This window comes from Streptomyces spectabilis (assembly GCF_008704795.1).
Taxonomy (GTDB): Bacteria; Actinomycetota; Actinomycetes; order Streptomycetales; family Streptomycetaceae; genus Streptomyces; species Streptomyces spectabilis.
Genome location: NZ_CP023690.1, coordinates 6,884,937 through 6,903,492, shown reverse-complemented (window position 1 = coordinate 6,903,492; position 18,556 = coordinate 6,884,937). Strand labels below are relative to the sequence as shown.

10 protein-coding genes, 1 tRNA gene and 3 rRNA genes are annotated in these 18,556 nt (G+C 66.6%); 3 read left to right on the top strand and 11 right to left on the bottom strand.

The genetic code is table 11. The annotated features are described in order from the left end of the window. The first annotated feature begins 7 nt into the window (after positions 1-7). Positions 8-2,668 (top strand): SpoIIE family protein phosphatase, encoded by a 2,661-nt coding sequence (locus CP982_RS30405; protein WP_221515263.1) that lies wholly within the window; start codon positions 8-10, stop codon positions 2,666-2,668. A gap of 82 nt (positions 2,669-2,750) precedes the next feature. Here the strand turns inward: CP982_RS30405 and CP982_RS30400 are convergent. From CP982_RS30400 to dapA, 7 genes are all read right to left on the bottom strand, one after another. Then, positions 2,751-2,826 (bottom strand) — tRNA-Thr (locus tag CP982_RS30400). An 87-nt stretch (positions 2,827-2,913) separates the two neighbouring features. Continuing rightward, a complete protein-coding gene (locus CP982_RS30395; RefSeq protein WP_150513386.1) occupies positions 2,914-3,591 on the bottom strand; it encodes a DegT/DnrJ/EryC1/StrS family aminotransferase in 678 nt (225 codons plus the stop codon). 100 nt (positions 3,592-3,691) lie between these two features. After that, positions 3,692-3,807, bottom strand: a 5S ribosomal RNA gene (gene rrf, locus CP982_RS30390). A gap of 88 nt (positions 3,808-3,895) precedes the next feature. After that, a 23S ribosomal RNA gene (locus tag CP982_RS30385) occupies positions 3,896-7,018 on the bottom strand. A 313-nt stretch (positions 7,019-7,331) separates the two neighbouring features. Then, positions 7,332-8,857: ribosomal RNA gene (locus CP982_RS30380) — 16S ribosomal RNA — on the bottom strand. Together the 16S, 23S and 5S rRNA genes form the textbook arrangement of a ribosomal RNA operon. 627 nt (positions 8,858-9,484) lie before the next feature. Continuing rightward, positions 9,485-11,170: a ribonuclease J gene (locus tag CP982_RS30370; protein ID WP_150513385.1), complete on the bottom strand. Its 1,686-nt coding sequence runs from the start codon at positions 11,168-11,170 to the stop codon at positions 9,485-9,487. Positions 11,171-11,299: 129 nt separating this feature from the next. Beyond that, positions 11,300-12,199 carry a 4-hydroxy-tetrahydrodipicolinate synthase gene (gene dapA, locus CP982_RS30365; RefSeq protein WP_144321263.1) on the bottom strand — a complete coding sequence of 300 codons (900 nt, stop codon included), beginning with the start codon at positions 12,197-12,199 and terminating at the stop codon, positions 11,300-11,302. A 399-nt stretch (positions 12,200-12,598) separates the two neighbouring features. Here dapA and CP982_RS30360 point away from each other — a divergent pair, with 399 nt between their 5' ends. Together CP982_RS30360 and CP982_RS30355 are read left to right on the top strand one after the other, a co-directional pair. Continuing rightward, on the top strand, positions 12,599-12,838 hold the full coding sequence (locus CP982_RS30360) for a hypothetical protein (RefSeq protein WP_150513384.1): 240 nt from the start codon (positions 12,599-12,601) through the stop codon (positions 12,836-12,838). Between the two features lie 144 nt (positions 12,839-12,982). Then, on the top strand, positions 12,983-13,543 hold the full coding sequence (locus CP982_RS30355; protein WP_150513383.1) for a hypothetical protein: 561 nt from the start codon (positions 12,983-12,985) through the stop codon (positions 13,541-13,543). Here the strand turns inward: CP982_RS30355 and CP982_RS30350 are convergent. The 4 genes from CP982_RS30350 to CP982_RS30335 all read right to left on the bottom strand — a co-directional run bounded on the left by CP982_RS30350 (position 13,540) and on the right by CP982_RS30335 (position 18,416). Further along, entirely contained in the window at positions 13,540-13,992 is a 453-nt protein-coding gene (locus CP982_RS30350) for a tetratricopeptide repeat protein (RefSeq protein ID WP_144321260.1), read from the bottom strand. The genes CP982_RS30355 and CP982_RS30350 overlap by 4 nt on opposite strands. Positions 13,993-14,006: 14 nt before the next feature. Next, complete coding sequence (gene dapB / locus CP982_RS30345; protein ID WP_150513382.1) at positions 14,007-14,759, bottom strand: 4-hydroxy-tetrahydrodipicolinate reductase; 753 nt, start codon at positions 14,757-14,759, stop codon at positions 14,007-14,009. 61 nt (positions 14,760-14,820) lie between these two features. Further along, complete coding sequence (locus CP982_RS30340) at positions 14,821-16,200, bottom strand: M16 family metallopeptidase (RefSeq protein WP_150513381.1); 1,380 nt, start codon at positions 16,198-16,200, stop codon at positions 14,821-14,823. Further along, a complete protein-coding gene (locus CP982_RS30335) occupies positions 16,197-18,416 on the bottom strand; it encodes a polyribonucleotide nucleotidyltransferase (RefSeq protein WP_150513380.1) in 2,220 nt (739 codons plus the stop codon). The genes CP982_RS30340 and CP982_RS30335 overlap by 4 nt, the downstream gene beginning before the upstream one ends. Positions 18,417-18,556: the final 140 nt, after the last annotated feature.

The window sequence follows — 18,556 nt, the reverse complement described above, 5'->3', positions numbered from 1 at the left end:
CCGCACCATGGGACTGCAGATTCCCGGGGGACAACGGACGAGGAGCTCTGTGATCACCGCGCGCGCGGCTGCGACTTTCGAACCCGTCGGGCGTTCCGTCGCGACGGCCCGCTCGTTCGTCCGGGACACCCTCCAGGGGTGGGGGTTTTCGGACATCGTCGACGACGCGGTCGTCCTGACCAGCGAGCTGGTCACGAACGCCGTCGTGCACGCGGGCACCGCCGCCGACGTCCAGTGCCTGCGCACCGAAGACGCCGTCCGCATCGAGGTCTCCGACCGCTATCCCGAGCGCGAGATCCCGCTCCAGAACTCCCCCGCGACCATGGGCAGCCCCGACCGCGAGGGCGGCCGCGGCCTCCAGCTCTGCGCCGCGCTCGCCACCCGCTGGGGCGTCGACTACACCCCCACGCACAAGCAGGTCTGGTTCCAACTCGACCTGCCCGACCGGCCCGTGGGCACCCGCACCGCCGGCCCCACGCTGCCGCCGGACCTGCTCCCGATCACCGACGGCCGGGTCCGCGTCGCCGTCGTCCAGATCGACCGGGCGGGCGCGATCTCGGCCTGGAACGAGGACGCGGAGGAGCTCTTCGGTTACGTCGCCGAGCAGGTCACCGGCAAGCCGCTCACGGACTTCGCCGCCTGGCCGCACACCCCCGGCACCAGCACCGGCATCGCCGACGCCCTCCAGCTCTCCCGCTGGGAAGGCAGCTACGGCATCCGCGACTCAAGCGGCCGCGTCACCCCCGTGTACGCCTCGCACCTGCGCGTACGCGACACCGACGGCGAGCCCTCCACGGTCTGTCTGCTCGTACGCGACGACGAGCGCGCCGTCCTGCAGACCCCGCTGCGCGTCCCGTCGCCCGAGTCCGGCGCCCTCAGCGAGCCGCACGCCGCCGACCCCTTCGAGGTCTTCATCGGCTCCCCCACGCCCGAGGACCTGGACGGCCTGCTCCAGCGCACCGTGGAGCGCGCCCGCGACATGCTCGACGGCGACGCGGCCTTCCTGCTCCTGGCCACGGACGACGAGACCGAGCTGGAAGTACGCGCCTCCACCGGCCTCCCCTCCGCCCGCCAGCGCTTCGCCCGCGTCCCCGTGGAGGCGGGCACCGGACGCTACGGCTCCGCCCGCATGCCCGCCGTCCACGAGGACCTCACGGTCGTGCCGGACGCCGTTCCCCTCCTGAAGAGCACGGGCATGCGCTCCGTCGTCACGGTCCCGCTGAAGGTCGAGGGGCGCCTCACGGGCTCGCTCGGCGTCGCCGCCGAGGCGCCGAACCGGTACTCGAACGAGGAGGCCCTTCGCCTGCAGTTCGCCGCCGACCGCATCGCCCTCGGCATCGAATCGGCCCGGCTCGGCGATCTGCAGCGGCTGCGCCGCGGCTCCCTCTCCTTCCTCGTCGAGGCCTCCGACCTGCTCGCAGGCACCCTCGACCGGGACCAGACCCTCGCGCTCATGGCGCAGATGACGGTCCCCACGCTCGCCACCTGGTGCGCCGTCTACACCATCGCCGACCAGGCATCGGAGCCGTATCTGTCGTACGTCCTGCACGAGGACGAGGAGCGCATCGACGGCTTGAAGGCGCTCCTGAAGAAGGTCGACCCGCCGGAGCCGGTGCCCACCCCGGGCGCCCGCATCTGGAAGGCCCCCTCCGAGGCCGCCCACCAGTCGGCCCTGCGCACCTCCATGCGCAACCTCGGCCTCGGCGAGCCCATGTCCGTCGCGGCGAGCATCGGCACCTCGCTGTCCACCGCGTCCGCGGTCGGCGGCGAGACCGTCGTCCTGCCCCTGGTCGCCCGCAACCGCGTCATCGGCATGCTCACGCTCGGCAAGCCCTCCGACGAACACTTCCGCCAGGAGATCCTGGAGCTCGCCGAGGACCTGTCCCGCCGGGCCGCCCTCGCCCTGGACAACGCCCGTCTGTACTCGGAGCGCACGGCCATCAGCCAGTCCCTCCAGCGCAGCCTCCTCCCGCCCGGCCTGCCCCAGGTCCCCGGCGTGGAGGTCGACGTCATCTACCGCGCGGCGGGCGAGGGCAACGAGGTCGGCGGCGACTTCTACGACCTGTTCCCGATCCGCGACGGCGCGTACGGCTTCGCCATCGGCGACGTGTGCGGCACGGGCCCCGAGGCGGCCGCCGTGACGGGTCTCGCCCGGCACGCGCTGCGGCTGCTCGCCCGCGAGGGCTTCGGCGGCCCCGCGGTCCTGGAGCGCCTGAACGCCGCGATCCTCGACGAGGGCGCCCGCAGCCGCTTCCTCACCCTCCTGTACGGCGAGCTGTGGCCCCAGGAGGACGGCTCGGCGGTCCTGAAGGTCGTCTGCGCGGGCCATCCGCTGCCGCTGCGCCTGCGCCAGGACGGCACGGTCGAGCCGTACGCGGAGCCGCAGCCGCTGCTCGGCGTGATGGAGGACCTCGAACTGTACGAGCAGACGATGACGCTCGACCCGGGCGACGTCCTGCTCTGTGTCACCGATGGCGTCACCGAGCGCCGCGAGGGCACCCGCATGCTGGGCGACGACGGTCTCGCGGACGTCCTGACGACCTGCACGGGCCTCACCGCCGGCGCCGTGGCGGCCCGCATCATGCGCGCCGTGGAACGCTTCGCGACGGACGCCCCGTCGGACGACATGGCGATCCTGGCGATGCGCGTCCCGGAGCTCCACAGCTGAACTCCCGTGCCGTGAACGGCACCGGGAGCCCGGCTCGCGAAACGAAGAAGGCCACCGCCCATGAGGCGGTGGCCTTTTCGTATGGAGCCCCCAAGCGGAATCGAACCGCTGACCTTCTCCTTACCATGGAGACGCTCTACCGACTGAGCTATAGGGGCCAGTTGCGCCTTTCGCGGTTTTCCGCGCGGCAACGGAATAGATCATACCTGAACATCAGGCGGTCTCGAAACACCCCGCTCCGGCGCCTAAAACGCCGGCTGGAGCAATCCTCCGAGCGCGTTGCACGCCGATACGATCCGCTGGAGGTCGCGCCGGGAGAGCCAGGCGTCGACGGGCAGCGCGAGCGTCTCGTCCGCGGCCCGTTCCGTCTCCGGCAGGTCCACGTCCCGCCAGAACTGCGGTGTGCGGTGCAGCGGGGTCTTCACGGGCACCCGGCAGTCGACTCCCTTGGCCCGCAGGACCCGCGCGAAGGCGTCCCGGTCCGGCCGCCCGTTGCCCGGCACGCGCACGACGTACTGCTGGTAGCTGTGGCTCTCGCCGCCGACGGGCGTGTGCACCCCGTTCAGTCGGGCGGTGAGGTACGCGGCGTGCGTCCGCCGTCGTGCGACGTCGTCGTACGACGCGCCCTGCTCGCCTTCTTCGAGCACCAGCATCCCGTGCCGCTGTCCGAGCGCGTGCATCTGCGGCATGGCGGCCTGGTTCCCGAACCGCCGGACGGCGACGACGGCCGCCGTGCGCTCGGTGCGGACGGCGTCGACCGCGTCGACACTGAGGCAGTACGTGGCCGGGTCGATGTCGGCGAACACCGGCATGGCCCCCACGGAGACCACGGCCTCGGCGACCGCCGCACTCCCGTACGCGGGCACGACGACCTCGTCGCCGCTGCCTACACCTGCCGCTCTGAGCAACGCTTCTGTCCCCATGTGACGGATGCTGATCGCGCAACGTGAACGGCAAGTAACGCAAAACAAAAAAGAGCTGGTCCCTGAACCGAAGTTCAGGGACCAGCTCTTATCAAGTTTAGTTCGGCGGCGTCCTACTCTCCCACAGGGTCCCCCTGCAGTACCATCGGCGCTGTAAGGCTTAGCTTCCGGGTTCGGAATGTAACCGGGCGTTTCCCTCACGCTATGACCACCGAAACACTATGAAACTGTGAACTACCGCACCACACCAGAAGGTGTGGGGTTGTTCGTGGTTTCAGAACCAACACAGTGAACGCGAGCAACTGAGGACAAGCCCTCGGCCTATTAGTACCAGTCAACTCCACCCGTTACCAGGCTTCCATATCTGGCCTATCAACCCAGTCGTCTACTGGGAGCCTTACCCCATCAAGTGGGTGGGAGTCCTCATCTCGAAGCAGGCTTCCCGCTTAGATGCTTTCAGCGGTTATCCTTTCCGAACGTAGCCAACCAGCCATGCCCTTGGCAGGACAACTGGCACACCAGAGGTTCGTCCGTCCCGGTCCTCTCGTACTAGGGACAGCCCTTCTCAAGACTCCTGCGCGCACAGCGGATAGGGACCGAACTGTCTCACGACGTTCTAAACCCAGCTCGCGTACCGCTTTAATGGGCGAACAGCCCAACCCTTGGGACCGACTCCAGCCCCAGGATGCGACGAGCCGACATCGAGGTGCCAAACCATCCCGTCGATATGGACTCTTGGGGAAGATCAGCCTGTTATCCCCGGGGTACCTTTTATCCGTTGAGCGACGGCGCTTCCACAAGCCACCGCCGGATCACTAGTCCCGACTTTCGTCCCTGCTCGACCCGTCAGTCTCACAGTCAAGCTCCCTTGTGCACTTACACTCAACACCTGATTACCAACCAGGCTGAGGGAACCTTTGGGCGCCTCCGTTACCCTTTGGGAGGCAACCGCCCCAGTTAAACTACCCATCAGACACTGTCCCTGATCCGGATCACGGACCCAGGTTAGACATCCAGCACGACCAGAGTGGTATTTCAACGGCGACTCCACGAACACTGGCGTGCCCGCTTCACAGTCTCCCACCTATCCTACACAAGCCGAACCGAACACCAATATCAAACTGTAGTAAAGGTCCCGGGGTCTTTCCGTCCTGCTGCGCGAAACGAGCATCTTTACTCGTAGTGCAATTTCACCGGGCCTATGGTTGAGACAGTCGAGAAGTCGTTACGCCATTCGTGCAGGTCGGAACTTACCCGACAAGGAATTTCGCTACCTTAGGATGGTTATAGTTACCACCGCCGTTTACTGGCGCTTAAGTTCTCAGCTTCGCCCCACCGAAATGGAGCTAACCGGTCCCCTTAACGTTCCAGCACCGGGCAGGCGTCAGTCCGTATACATCGCCTTACGGCTTCGCACGGACCTGTGTTTTTAGTAAACAGTCGCTTCTCGCTGGTCTCTGCGGCCACCCCCAGCTCTGGCAGCAAGTGCCGTCACCGGGTGTGGCCCCCCTTCTCCCGAAGTTACGGGGGCATTTTGCCGAGTTCCTTAACCATAGTTCACCCGAACGCCTCGGTATTCTCTACCTGACCACCTGAGTCGGTTTAGGGTACGGGCCGCCATGAAACTCGCTAGAGGCTTTTCTCGACAGCATAGGATCATCCACTTCACCACAATCGGCTCGGCATCAGGTCTCAGCCTCAATGTGTGACGGATTTGCCTATCACACGGCCTACACCCTTACCCCGGGACAACCACCGCCCGGGCTGGACTACCTTCCTGCGTCACCCCATCGCTTACCTACTACCACCTTGGGTCGGCGGCTCCACCACTTTCCTTTCCCCGAAGGGTCCGGAACGGCTTCACGGCCTTAGCATTAATGGGCTCGATACTGGGCGTTTCAAAGCGGGTACCGGAATATCAACCGGTTATCCATCGACTACGCCTGTCGGCCTCGCCTTAGGTCCCGACTTACCCTGGGCAGATCAGCTTGACCCAGGAACCCTTAGTCAATCGGCGCACACGTTTCTCACGTATGTATCGCTACTCATGCCTGCATTCTCACTCGTGAACCGTCCACCACTGCCTTCCGGCGCAGCTTCACCCGGCACACGACGCTCCCCTACCCATCACAGTCCCCGTTGGGGGTATGTACTGCAATGACACGACTTCGGCGGTACGCTTGAGCCCCGCTACATTGTCGGCGCGGAATCACTAGACCAGTGAGCTATTACGCACTCTTTCAAGGGTGGCTGCTTCTAAGCCAACCTCCTGGTTGTCTCTGCGACTCCACATCCTTTCCCACTTAGCGTACGCTTAGGGGCCTTAGTCGATGCTCTGGGCTGTTTCCCTCTCGACCATGGAGCTTATCCCCCACAGTCTCACTGCCGCGCTCTCACTTACCGGCATTCGGAGTTTGGCTAAGGTCAGTAACCCGGTAGGGCCCATCGCCTATCCAGTGCTCTACCTCCGGCAAGAAACACACGACGCTGCACCTAAATGCATTTCGGGGAGAACCAGCTATCACGGAGTTTGATTGGCCTTTCACCCCTAACCACAGGTCATCCCCCAGGTTTTCAACCCTGGTGGGTTCGGCCCTCCACGAAGTCTTACCTCCGCTTCAGCCTGCCCATGGCTAGATCACTCCGCTTCGGGTCTTGGGCGCGCTACTCAATCGCCCTATTCGGACTCGCTTTCGCTACGGCTTCCCCACACGGGTTAACCTCGCAACACACCGCAAACTCGCAGGCTCATTCTTCAAAAGGCACGCAGTCACGAGACACCAAGCAAGCTTGATGTCCGACGCTCCCACGGCTTGTAGGCACACGGTTTCAGGTACTATTTCACTCCGCTCCCGCGGTACTTTTCACCATTCCCTCACGGTACTATCCGCTATCGGTCACCAGGGAATATTTAGGCTTAACGGGTGGTCCCGCCAGATTCACACGGGATTTCTCGGGCCCCGTGCTACTTGGGTGTCTCTCAAACGAGCCGCTGACGTTTCGACTACGGGGGTCTTACCCTCTACGCCGGACCTTTCGCATGTCCTTCGCCTACATCAACGGTTTCTGACTCGTCTCACAGCCGGCAGACTGTGAAAGAGAGATCCCACAACCCCCAAGCGCAACCCCTGCCGGGTCTCACACGCTTGAGGTTTGGCCTCATCCAGTTTCGCTCGCCACTACTCCCGGAATCACGGTTGTTTTCTCTTCCTGCGGGTACTGAGATGTTTCACTTCCCCGCGTTCCCTCCACACCGCCTATATATTCAGCGGTGGGTGACAGCCCATGACGACTGCCGGGTTTCCCCATTCGGAAACCCCCGGATCAAAGCCTGGTTGACGACTCCCCGGGGACTATCGTGGCCTCCCACGTCCTTCATCGGTTCCTGGTGCCAAGGCATCCACCGTGCGCCCTTAAAAACTTGGCCACAGATGCTCGCGTTCACTGTGCAGTTCTCAAACAACGACCAACCACCCATCACCCCGAACCAGCGGTTCGAGTGCACTGGGGCCGGCATTGAGGTCAGGAACAAGTCCGTACCCTCAGATACCCAACAGCGTGCCCGACACCCTCACCGCTTCCCTCCGCGTTCCACACTCCGAAGAGCAGTACTAGCAGGACAAGACGGCCGAGTGTGCCGAGTAGTCAACGTTCCACCCATGAGCAACCAGTGCGAGACGTTCGCCCGCATGCTGGCCTCTGACCTCACCCCGAGGGGATCGGTAAGAAGTGCTCCTTAGAAAGGAGGTGATCCAGCCGCACCTTCCGGTACGGCTACCTTGTTACGACTTCGTCCCAATCGCCAGTCCCACCTTCGACAGCTCCCTCCCACAAGGGGTTGGGCCACCGGCTTCGGGTGTTACCGACTTTCGTGACGTGACGGGCGGTGTGTACAAGGCCCGGGAACGTATTCACCGCAGCAATGCTGATCTGCGATTACTAGCGACTCCGACTTCATGGGGTCGAGTTGCAGACCCCAATCCGAACTGAGACCGGCTTTTTGAGATTCGCTCCACCTCGCGGTATCGCAGCTCATTGTACCGGCCATTGTAGCACGTGTGCAGCCCAAGACATAAGGGGCATGATGACTTGACGTCGTCCCCACCTTCCTCCGAGTTGACCCCGGCGGTCTCCCGTGAGTCCCCAGCACCACAAGGGCCTGCTGGCAACACGGGACAAGGGTTGCGCTCGTTGCGGGACTTAACCCAACATCTCACGACACGAGCTGACGACAGCCATGCACCACCTGTACACCGACCACAAGGGGGCGACCATCTCTGGCCGTTTCCGGTGTATGTCAAGCCTTGGTAAGGTTCTTCGCGTTGCGTCGAATTAAGCCACATGCTCCGCCGCTTGTGCGGGCCCCCGTCAATTCCTTTGAGTTTTAGCCTTGCGGCCGTACTCCCCAGGCGGGGCACTTAATGCGTTAGCTGCGGCACGGACGACGTGGAATGTCGCCCACACCTAGTGCCCACCGTTTACGGCGTGGACTACCAGGGTATCTAATCCTGTTCGCTCCCCACGCTTTCGCTCCTCAGCGTCAGTATCGGCCCAGAGATCCGCCTTCGCCACCGGTGTTCCTCCTGATATCTGCGCATTTCACCGCTACACCAGGAATTCCGATCTCCCCTACCGAACTCTAGCCTGCCCGTATCGACTGCAGACCCGGGGTTAAGCCCCGGGCTTTCACAACCGACGTGACAAGCCGCCTACGAGCTCTTTACGCCCAATAATTCCGGACAACGCTCGCGCCCTACGTATTACCGCGGCTGCTGGCACGTAGTTAGCCGGCGCTTCTTCTGCAGGTACCGTCACTTTCGCTTCTTCCCTGCTGAAAGAGGTTTACAACCCGAAGGCCGTCATCCCTCACGCGGCGTCGCTGCATCAGGCTTTCGCCCATTGTGCAATATTCCCCACTGCTGCCTCCCGTAGGAGTCTGGGCCGTGTCTCAGTCCCAGTGTGGCCGGTCGCCCTCTCAGGCCGGCTACCCGTCGTCGCCTTGGTGAGCCATTACCTCACCAACTAGCTGATAGGCCGCGGGCTCATCCTGCACCGCCGGAGCTTTCCACACGGAGATCATGCGATCCCGTGTCATATCCGGTATTAGACCCCGTTTCCAGGGCTTGTCCCAGAGTGCAGGGCAGATTGCCCACGTGTTACTCACCCGTTCGCCACTAATCCACCCCGAAGGGCTTCATCGTTCGACTTGCATGTGTTAAGCACGCCGCCAGCGTTCGTCCTGAGCCAGGATCAAACTCTCCGTGAATGTGTACCCGTAATCGGGTGCAACACCACGAGAGCGGAACAACCAGGAGGAATAATCCCGGTCGTTCACAGCGTCCTCGCTGTGCGCCTCCCACTCAATGCGGGAGGACTTTTTCAAAGGAACCTCGCCACCGGACTGACGTCCGGCAGACGGGGTATCAACATATCTGGCGTTGACTTTTGGCACGCTGTTGAGTTCTCAAGGAACGGACGCTTCCTTTGTACTCACCCTCTCGGGCTTTCCTCCGGGCGCTTCCCTTCGGTATTTCGTGTTTCCGACTCTATCAGACTCTTTCCGGCTTCCCGGTCCGTTCCGACTTCCTCGGTGCTTTCCGGCCTTTCGGCCTTCCGGCGGTTCCGACTTTATCAGATCTTCTCGGCTTCCCGATCCGTTCCGATTTTCATCGGTGCCTTTCAGGTTTCCGCTTTCGCGTTTCCCTTTCCGGCGGCCCCGACTTTATCAGAGATTCTGAGTCGGGATTCCCGTCCCTTCGGAGTGACCCCGACACGTTGCCGTGTGCGGCGGGTTCCCCTCTGGCGGAGCCGTAAACATACGGGAGCGGGGCGCCTCGATGCAAATCGAGGCGCCCCGCTCCGGAGCTCGCGTCGTCAGGCCGGCCCGAGGGGCTCAGACCTCGACGACGACGGGCAGGATCATCGGGCGGCGGCGGTAGTTGTCCGACACCCACTTGCCCAGCGTGCGGCGGATGAGCTGCTGCAGCTGGTGCGGTTCGACGACGCCGTCCTGGGCCGACTTCTCCAGGACTTCCTGGATCCTCGGGACGACCTCGCCGAAGGTCCCGTCCTCGATGCCCGAGCCACGAGCCTGGATGTGCGGGCCACCGGTGATCTTGCCGGTCGTCGAGTCGACGACGACGAAGACCGAGATGATGCCCTCCTCGCCGAGGATCCGGCGGTCCTTGAGCGCCGGCTCGGTGACGTCGCCGACCGAGAGGCCGTCCACGTACACATAGCCCGCCTGGACCTTGCCGACGATCTTGGCCTTGCCCTCGACGAGGTCGACGACGACGCCGTCCTCGGCGATGACGATGCGGTCGTGCGGGACGCCGGTGAGGGCACCGAGCTCGGCGTTGGCGCGCAGGTGGCGCCATTCGCCGTGGACCGGCATCAGGTTCTTGGGCTTGCAGATGTTGTAGAAGTACAGCAGCTCGCCCGCCGATGCGTGGCCGGAGACGTGCACCTTGGCGTTGCCCTTGTGGACGACGTTCGCACCCCAGCGGGTGAGGCCGTTGATCACGCGGTAGACCGCGTTCTCGTTGCCGGGGATGAGCGACGACGCCAGGATCACCGTGTCGCCCGAGACGATGCGGATCTGGTGGTCCCGGTTGGCCATGCGGGACAGGGCCGCCATCGGCTCGCCCTGCGAACCCGTGCAGACCAGGACGACCTCGTGGTCCGGCAGGTCGTCGAGCGTCTTGACGTCCACGACCAGGCCCGGCGGCACCCGCAGATAGCCGAGGTCACGGGCGATACCCATGTTGCGGACCATCGAGCGGCCGACGAAGGCGACCCGGCGGCCGTACTCGTGGGCCGCGTCCAGAATCTGCTGGATGCGGTGGACGTGGCTGGCGAAGCTCGCCACGATGATGCGCTTGCGGGCGCCCGCGAAGACCTGACGCAGGACGTTCGAGATGTCCCGCTCGGGCGGTACGAAGCCCGGGACCTCGGCGTTCGTGGAGTCGGAGAGGAGGAGGTCGATGCCCTCCTCGCTCAGCCGCGCGAACGCGTGCAGGTCGGTCAGGCGCCGGTCGAGGGGCAGCTGGTCCATCTTGAAGTCGCCCGTGTGCACGACCATGCCCGCGGGGGTGCGGATCGCGACCGCGAGGGCGTCCGGGATGGAGTGGTTGACCGCGACGAACTCGCAGTCGAAGGGGCCGAGACGCTCCCGGTCGCCCTCGGCGACCTCGAGCGTGTACGGGCGGATGCGGTGCTCCTGGAGCTTCGCCTCGATCAGGGCGAGGGTCAGCTTGGAGCCGATCAGCGGGATGTCCGGCTTCTCGCGCAGGAGGAAGGGGACACCGCCGATGTGGTCCTCGTGGCCGTGCGTGAGCACGATGCCCTCGATGTCGTCGAGGCGGTCACGGATGGACGTGAAGTCCGGCAGGATCAGGTCGATTCCGGGCTGCTCCTCCTCAGGGAAGAGCACTCCGCAGTCGACGATCAGCAGACGCCCGTCGTACTCGAAGACCGTCATGTTCCGGCCGATCTCGCCGAGGCCGCCCAGCGGGGTGACCCGCAGGCCGCCCTTCGGGAGCTTCGGCGGGGCGCCGAGTTCAGGATGCGGATGACTCAAAAGACTCTCCTCACCACGCGCGCCACGTACCTCCGGGGCACGTGGCGCGCGTGACGTTCGTGCAGTAGCAGTTGTGGGTGCAGGCACCTGGCCTGCGATGTGTTGCGTATTGAGTTGTGAAGTCTGTGTTTAGAGCTGTACCCCGCCGGCCGCAAGATCGATCTTGAGCTGGGCCGTCTCCTCCGGAGAGAGCTCCACGAGCGGCAGGCGCAGCGGTCCCGCGGGGCGGCCCTGCAGGGCGAGCGCCGCCTTGGTGGTGATCACTCCCTGCGTACGGAACATGCCCGTGAACACCGGGAGCAGCTTCTGGTGGATCTCCGTGGCCTTCTGTACGTCGCCGTTGAGGTGCGCTTCGAGCAGGGCGCGCAGCTCGGGTGTGACGACGTGGCCGACGACGGAGACGAAGCCGCACGCGCCGACCGAGAGGAGCGGCAGGTTGAGCATGTCGTCACCGGAGTACCAGGCGAGACCGGAGCGGGCGATGGCCCAGCTGGCTCGGCCGAGGTCGCCCTTGGCGTCCTTGTTGGCGACGATACGCGGGTGCTCGGCCAGGCGCACGATCGTTTCGGTGTTGATCGGTACGCCGCTGCGGCCCGGGATGTCGTACAGCATCACCGGCAGCTCGGTGGCGTCGGCGATCGCGGTGAAGTGCCGGTAGAGGCCTTCCTGCGGGGGCTTGTTGTAGTACGGAGTGACGGTGAGCAGGCCGTGGGCGCCGGCGTCCTGGGCGGCGCGGGCCAGCTCGATGCTGTGGCGGGTGTCGTTGGTCCCGACGCCGGCGACGACGTGGGCGCGGTCTCCGACCGCCTCGAGGACGGCCCGTACGAGCTCGTTTTTCTCCGCGTCGCTGGTGGTCGGGGACTCGCCGGTGGTGCCGTTGACGATCAGGCCGTCGTTGCCTGCGTCCACCAGGTGGGCGGCGAGCTGCTGCGCGCCGTCGAGGTCGAGTGCGCCGTCCGCCGTGAAGGGCGTGACCATGGCGGTGAGGACCCGCCCGAAGGGGGTCTGCGGAGTCGAGGTCGGAGCCATGGGTAACACGCTACTCGCTGCTCAGCGCGGGGTCGCCCCTCGGGGGATGTGCTGGGTCTGACACTCATGGAGCCCGGCACTGCCTGCTCGGGGGTTCAAGCAGTGCCGGGTCCGTTTGATCAGGCTAGATGAACTTCTAGAAAAGCCGCAATACGGACACTTCCGTCGGCCCATCCGTACATCTGTGCCGTGCCGGGCCGGATGTGCCCGACTCCGGGGTTCGGCCAGCCCCTTGGGGCGCTCGGGGTCCCGCCCGGCGCGGCGCCGACAATCGGCCCTGCAGTGCCCTCTCATGGCAATCTTCGGCGAATTTGCCGAAACTGGGCACCTTTTGGTCGATTCGAGCGTCTGTCTAGGCAACAGAGTTCCGTTCGAGACTCGTGAGGAGAAGCGCGCCCCATGTTCCGTCGGCGAGAGCCCGTTCCGTTCGCCTTCATCGCCGAAGCCGACAAGTTCCGCAGCAACGTCACTCCCCCACCCCGTGAGCGCGCCACGGCCGGTCAGGTCGTCGGTCGTACGCTCATCGGGCTCACCGTGGTCGCCGGTCTCGTGGGTTCCGTGCTCTTCGGCATGCCCGCGATGTCCGCCGACCAGTCACCGGCGAAGACCCAGCAGTCCGAGGCCTCCGACGGCCGCTGACGGCCTCGTACGACACGGACGGGCGCCGAGGCACCCCCTTGGCCCCGTCGGGCACCCCCTTGGGCCCCCAACGCTGGTAGCGGGGGACACGGCTCGATAGCCTCACCGGGCACAACCCGTGCGTGGAGTGAGTGAGGACCAGCCGTGCCCCTGCCCTTCTTGACCGCGGACCGCGCATTCGACGACGCGGCCAAGGACGCCGCGCTCCCGTTCGACGACCGCGACCACTGGCGGCGGCCCTACCGTCCGGGGCCCTGGCGCGTCGCCGCATCGGCGGTCCTGCTGCTCCTCGCCTCGTACGTCCTCGTGGCCGCCGTGATCATCGCCTTCGCGGGCGCCCTGCCGGGGGCGGGCATCTGCGTGGGCGTGGCCGTCCTCGTCATCTGCGCCGCCATCCGGCTGCTGCGCGTGGGCACCTGGGTCAGCGCGCTCGGCCTGCGCCATGTGACCTTCCTGCGCACCCGGACCGTGCCGTGGGCGCGGGTCGCCTCCGTGCGCACCATCCAGCAGCCCGTGCGGTGGCTCGGCCTGCCCCGCACGGTGCAGGGGCAGGCCCTGATGCTCGTCCGCCTGGACCGGCCCGCGGACGAGCGGGCGACGCTGCTCACCGACCGCGGGGCGGACTTCCTCGCGCGCCGCACCGCCTTCGACCGGGCCGCCGACACCATCGAGGTGTGGGCCGACGAGTACCGCCGTACGGCCTAGGCGCTCAGCGGCCTTCCCTCGTGCAGGGCGATCGCCCGCTGCATGGCCTTCCGCGCGCGAGGGGTGTCCCGGGCGTCGTGGTAGGCGATGGCGAGGCGGAACCAGCAGCGCCAGTCGTCCGGGGTGTCCTCCGTCTCGGCCTTGCGCCGGGCGAAGACCTCGTCGGCCGAGTCGCGGTCGATGCGCCCGCCGGGCGTGCGCTTCAACTCGTCGACGGGCAGGCCGCCTTCGGCCTCGAGCTCGGCCGCGAGCCGGTTGGCACGCTGGACGAAGCGCGTGTTCTGCCACAGGAACCACACGCCGATGACCGGCAGGATGAGCACCGCGACCCCGAAGGTCACGGTGAGCACGGTGCCGTGCTGTATGAGCAGCACGCCACGGCTGCCGACCAGGACGAAGTAGACGACCAGGACGGCAGCCGTGACGGCGTAGGTGATCTTTGCGCGCATGGTGTCGGCTCGGCTCAGTCCAGATCCAGGAAGTGTTCCAGGCCGAAGGTAAGGCCCGGGGTCTCCACCACCCGGCGGGCGCCCAGGAGGATGCCCGGCATGAAGCTGCTGTGGTGCAGCGAGTCGTGGCGGAGCGTGAGGGTCTCGCCCTCGCCGCCGAGCAGGACCTCCTGGTGGGCCAGGAGGCCGTTCAGGCGCACCGCGTGCACCCGGACGCCGTCGACGTCCGCGCCGCGGGCGCCGTCGAGGGCGGTCTCCGTGGCGTCCGGCTGCGGGGCGCTGCCCGCGCGCTCGCGGGCGGCGGCGATGAGCTGGGCGGTGCGCGTGGCGGTGCCGCTGGGGGCGTCCGCCTTGTGCGGGTGGTGCAACTCGACGACCTCGACGGAGTCGAAGTAGGGGGCCGCGAGCTGCGCGAACTTCATGGTCAGGACCGCGCCGATGGAGAAGTTCGGCGCGATGAGCACACCGGTCTCCGGGGACGCGTCGAGCCAGGTCCGCAGCTGCGCGAGGCGCTCGTCGGTCCAGCCGGTCGTACCGACGACGGCGTGGATGCCGTGCCGGACGCAGAAGTCGAGGTTGCCCATCACGGAACCGGGCGTGGTCAGCTCGACGACGACCTGGGCGCCGGTCTCGACCAGCGCCTCCAGCTTGTCGCCGCGGCCGAGGGCCGCCACCAGTTCCATGTCGTCGGCCGCCTCGACGGCTCGTACCGCTTCCGAGCCGATCCGGCCCTTGGCGCCGATGACCGCCACGCGCAGCTTGCTCATCTGCCTGTTTCCTTAACCGAGTTATGAGTCGTACGGGGCCGGGGCCCGGGGAGTCCCGGGCCTAGGCCACCGCTTCGTGCAGGCGGGCGGCCTGCTTGTCCTTGAGCGGGCCTATCGCCGAGAGCGACGGGCGCTGCCCCAGGATGTCGCGGGCCACCTCGCGCACCTCGTCCGGGGTGACCTCCGCGATCCTGGCCAGCATGTCGTCGACCGACATCTGCTCGCCCCAGCACAGCTCGCTCTTGCCGATGCGGTTCATGATCGCGCCGGAGTCCTCGAGGCCGAGGACCGTGGAGCCCGCGAGCTGGCCCACCGCGCGCCGGACCTCGTCGTCCGTCAGACCGTGCTCGGCGACGTGGTCGAGCTCGTCGCGGCAGATCTTGAGGACGTCGTGGACCTGGCTGGGACGGCAGCCCGCGTACACGCCGAACAGGCCCGCGTCGGCGAACGCCGAGGTGTACGAGTACACGCTGTAGGCCAGGCCCCGCTTCTCGCGGACCTCCTGGAACAGGCGCGAGGACATGCCGCCGCCGAGCGCGGTGTTCAGCACGCCCATGGCCCAGCGGCGCTCGTCGGTGCGGGCCAGGCCCGGCATGCCGAGGATGACGTGGGCCTGCTCGGTCTTGCGGTCGACGACCTCGACGTGGCCCGAGGCGCGCACGCGGCGCAGGCCCGCGCGCGGGGCGATCGGCGTGGCGTCGGTGCGCGTGAGGGCGCCCGCCTTCTCGAACGCGGCCCGGACCTGGCGGACGACCTTCTGGTGGTCCACGTTGCCCGCGGCGGCGACGACCAGGTGGGTGGGGTCGTAGTGCCGCTTGTAGAACCGGCGGATGCGGTCCGCGGTGAGGGCGTTGATCGTGTCCACCGTGCCGAGGACCGGACGGCCGAGCGGGGTGTCGCCGAGCATCGTGTGCGCGAACAGGTCGTGCACGCAGTCGCCCGGGTCGTCCTCCGTCATCGCGATCTCTTCGAGGATGACGCCGCGCTCGGCGTCGACGTCCTCCTGGCGGATCAGCGAGCCGGTCAGCATGTCGCAGACCACGTCGATGGCCAGCGGCAGGTCGGTGTCGAGCACGCGCGCGTAGTAGCACGTGTACTCCTTGGCCGTGAACGCGTTCATCTCGCCGCCGACGGCGTCGATCGCGGAGGAGATGTCCAGGGCGCTGCGCTTCTCGGTGCCCTTGAAGAGGAGGTGCTCCAAGTAGTGCGTCGCGCCGTTCAGGGACGGCGTCTCGTCCCGGGAGCCGACGTTGGCCCAGATGCCGAAGGTGGCCGAGCGGACCGACGGGAGGGTCTCGGTGACGACGCGCAGCCCTCCGGGGAGGGTGGTCTTGCGGACCGTGCCGATGCCGTTCCGGCCCTTGATCAAGGTTTGGGTACGGGCGACGGCCCGCGCCTCCGAGGAGGTGCGGGCCGTCGCCTTGGAGCTACGGGACGTCACTTGGCGGCGTCGTCCTTCGCGTCCTCGGAGCCTTCCTCGCCCTCGACCACGGGGATCAGGGAGAGCTTGCCGCGGGAGTCGATCTCGGCGATCTCGACCTGGACCTTCTGGCCCACGCCGAGGACGTCCTCGACGTTCTCCACGCGCTTGCCGCCGGCGAGCTTGCGGATCTGCGAGATGTGCAGCAGACCGTCCTTGCCCGGGAGCAGCGAGACGAACGCGCCGAAGGTCGTCGTCTTCACGACGGTGCCCAGGTAGCGCTCGCCGACCTCCGGCATGGTCGGGTTGGCGATGCCGTTGATCGTGGCGCGGGCGGCCTCGGCGGCCGGGCCGTCGGCGGCACCGATGTAGATGGTGCCGTCGTCCTCGATCGTGATGTCGGCGCCGGTGTCCTCCTGGATCTGGTTGATCATCTTGCCCTTCGGGCCGATGACCTCACCGATCTTGTCCACCGGGATCTTGACGGTGATGATCCGCGGCGCGTTCGGGGACATCTCGTCCGGAACGTCGATCGCTTCCATCATCACGTCGAGGATGTGCAGGCGGGCGTCGCGAGCCTGCTTCAGGGCGGCGGCCAGGACGGAGGCCGGGATGCCGTTCAGCTTGGTGTCGAGCTGGAGGGCGGTGACGAACTCCTTGGTGCCGGCGACCTTGAAGTCCATGTCGCCGAAGGCGTCCTCGGCACCGAGGATGTCGGTGAGGGCGACGTAGTGCGTCTCGCCGTTGATCTCCTGGGAGATCAGGCCCATGGCGATGCCGGCGACCGGGGCCTTCAGGGGCACACCGGCGTTCAGCAGCGACATGGTGGAGGCGCAGACCGAGCCCATCGACGTCGAGCCGTTGGAGCCGAGGGCCTCGGACACCTGACGGATCGCGTAGGGGAACTCCTCGCGCGTCGGCAGGACCGGCATGATCGCGCGCTCGGCGAGCGCGCCGTGGCCGATCTCGCGGCGCTTCGGGGAGCCGACGCGGCCGGTCTCGCCGACGGAGTACGGCGGGAAGTTGTAGTTGTGCATGTAGCGCTTGCGCGTCACCGGGGACAGCGTGTCGAGCTGCTGCTCCATCCGGAGCATGTTCAGCGTCGTCACACCCAGGATCTGGGTCTCGCCGCGCTCGAACAGGGCGGAGCCGTGCACGCGCGGGATGGCCTCGACCTCGGCGGCCAGGGTGCGGATGTCGGTGACACCGCGGCCGTCGATGCGCTTCTTCTCCTTGATGACGCGCTCACGGACCAGGGACTTGGTCAGCGAGCGGTACGCGGCGGAGATCTCCTTCTCGCGGCCCTCGAACTCCGGGAGCAGCTTCTCGCCGGCCAGCGCCTTGACGCGGTCCAGCTCGGTCTCGCGCTCCTGCTTGCCCGCGATGGTCAGCGCCTGGGCGAGCTCGGGCTTGACGGCGGCCGTGAGGGCCTCGAGCACGTCGTCCTCGTAGTCGAGGAAGACCGGGAACTCGCCCTCGGGCTTGGCGGCCTTGGCGGCGAGGTCCGACTGGGCCTTGCACAGGACCTTGATGAAGGGCTTCGCGGCCTCGAGACCGGCGGCGACGACCTCCTCGGTCGGCGCCTCGGCGCCGCCCTTGACGAGCTCGATGGTCTTCTCGGTGGCCTCGGCCTCGACCATCATGATCGCGACGTCGCCGTCCTCCAGGACGCGACCGGCGACGACCATGTCGAAGACGGCGTCCTCGAGCTCGGTGTGCGTCGGGAAGGCGACCCACTGGCCCTTGATGAGCGCCACGCGGGTGCCGCCGATCGGGCCCGAGAAGGGCAGGCCGGCCAGCTGCGTGGAGCAGGAGGCGGCGTTGATCGCGACCACGTCGTACAGGTGGTCGGGGTTGAGCGCCATGATCGTCTCGACGATCTGGATCTCGTTGCGCAGGCCCTTCTTGAAGGACGGGCGCAGCGGGCGGTCGATCAGGCGGCAGGTGAGGATCGCGTCCTCGGAGGGCCGGCCCTCACGACGGAAGAAGCTGCCGGGGATCTTGCCGGCGGCGTACATCCGCTCCTCGACGTCCACCGTCAGGGGGAAGAAGTCGAGCTGGTCCTTGGGCTTCTTGGACGCGGTGGTGGCCGAGAGGACCATCGTGTCGTCGTCCAGGTAGGCCACGGCGGAACCGGCGGCCTGACGGGCCAGGCGGCCCGTCTCGAAGCGGATGGTGCGGGTGCCGAAGGTGCCGTTGTCGATGACGGCCTCGGCGTAGTGGGTCTCGTTCTCCACCAGCGGTTTCTCCGTTACGTAGCGTCTTTTCACCTCGGGCCCGTGTGGCCCGGGGTCCGCCCCTGCCCGTGTGGCGTGGGAGCGGTACGGAGAAGCGCGCCTTGGGTGCGGGCCGGTCTTCGATCGAAGCCCCCGGGACT

Bases quoted from the DNA above. Each gene is read 5' to 3' on its own strand.
- CP982_RS30360 (WP_150513384.1), top strand. From the start codon at position 12,599: ATGTTCCGTCGGCGAGAGCCCGTTCCGTTCGCCTTCATCGCCGAAGCC.
- CP982_RS30405 (WP_221515263.1), top strand. From the start codon at position 8: ATGGGACTGCAGATTCCCGGGGGACAACGGACGAGGAGCTCTGTGATC.
- CP982_RS30350 (WP_144321260.1), bottom strand. From the start codon at position 13,992: ATGCGCGCAAAGATCACCTACGCCGTCACGGCTGCCGTCCTGGTCGTC.
- dapA (WP_144321263.1), bottom strand. From the start codon at position 12,199: ATGGCTCCGACCTCGACTCCGCAGACCCCCTTCGGGCGGGTCCTCACC.
- dapB (WP_150513382.1), bottom strand. From the start codon at position 14,759: ATGAGCAAGCTGCGCGTGGCGGTCATCGGCGCCAAGGGCCGGATCGGC.
- CP982_RS30395 (WP_150513386.1), bottom strand. From the start codon at position 3,591: ATGGGGACAGAAGCGTTGCTCAGAGCGGCAGGTGTAGGCAGCGGCGAC.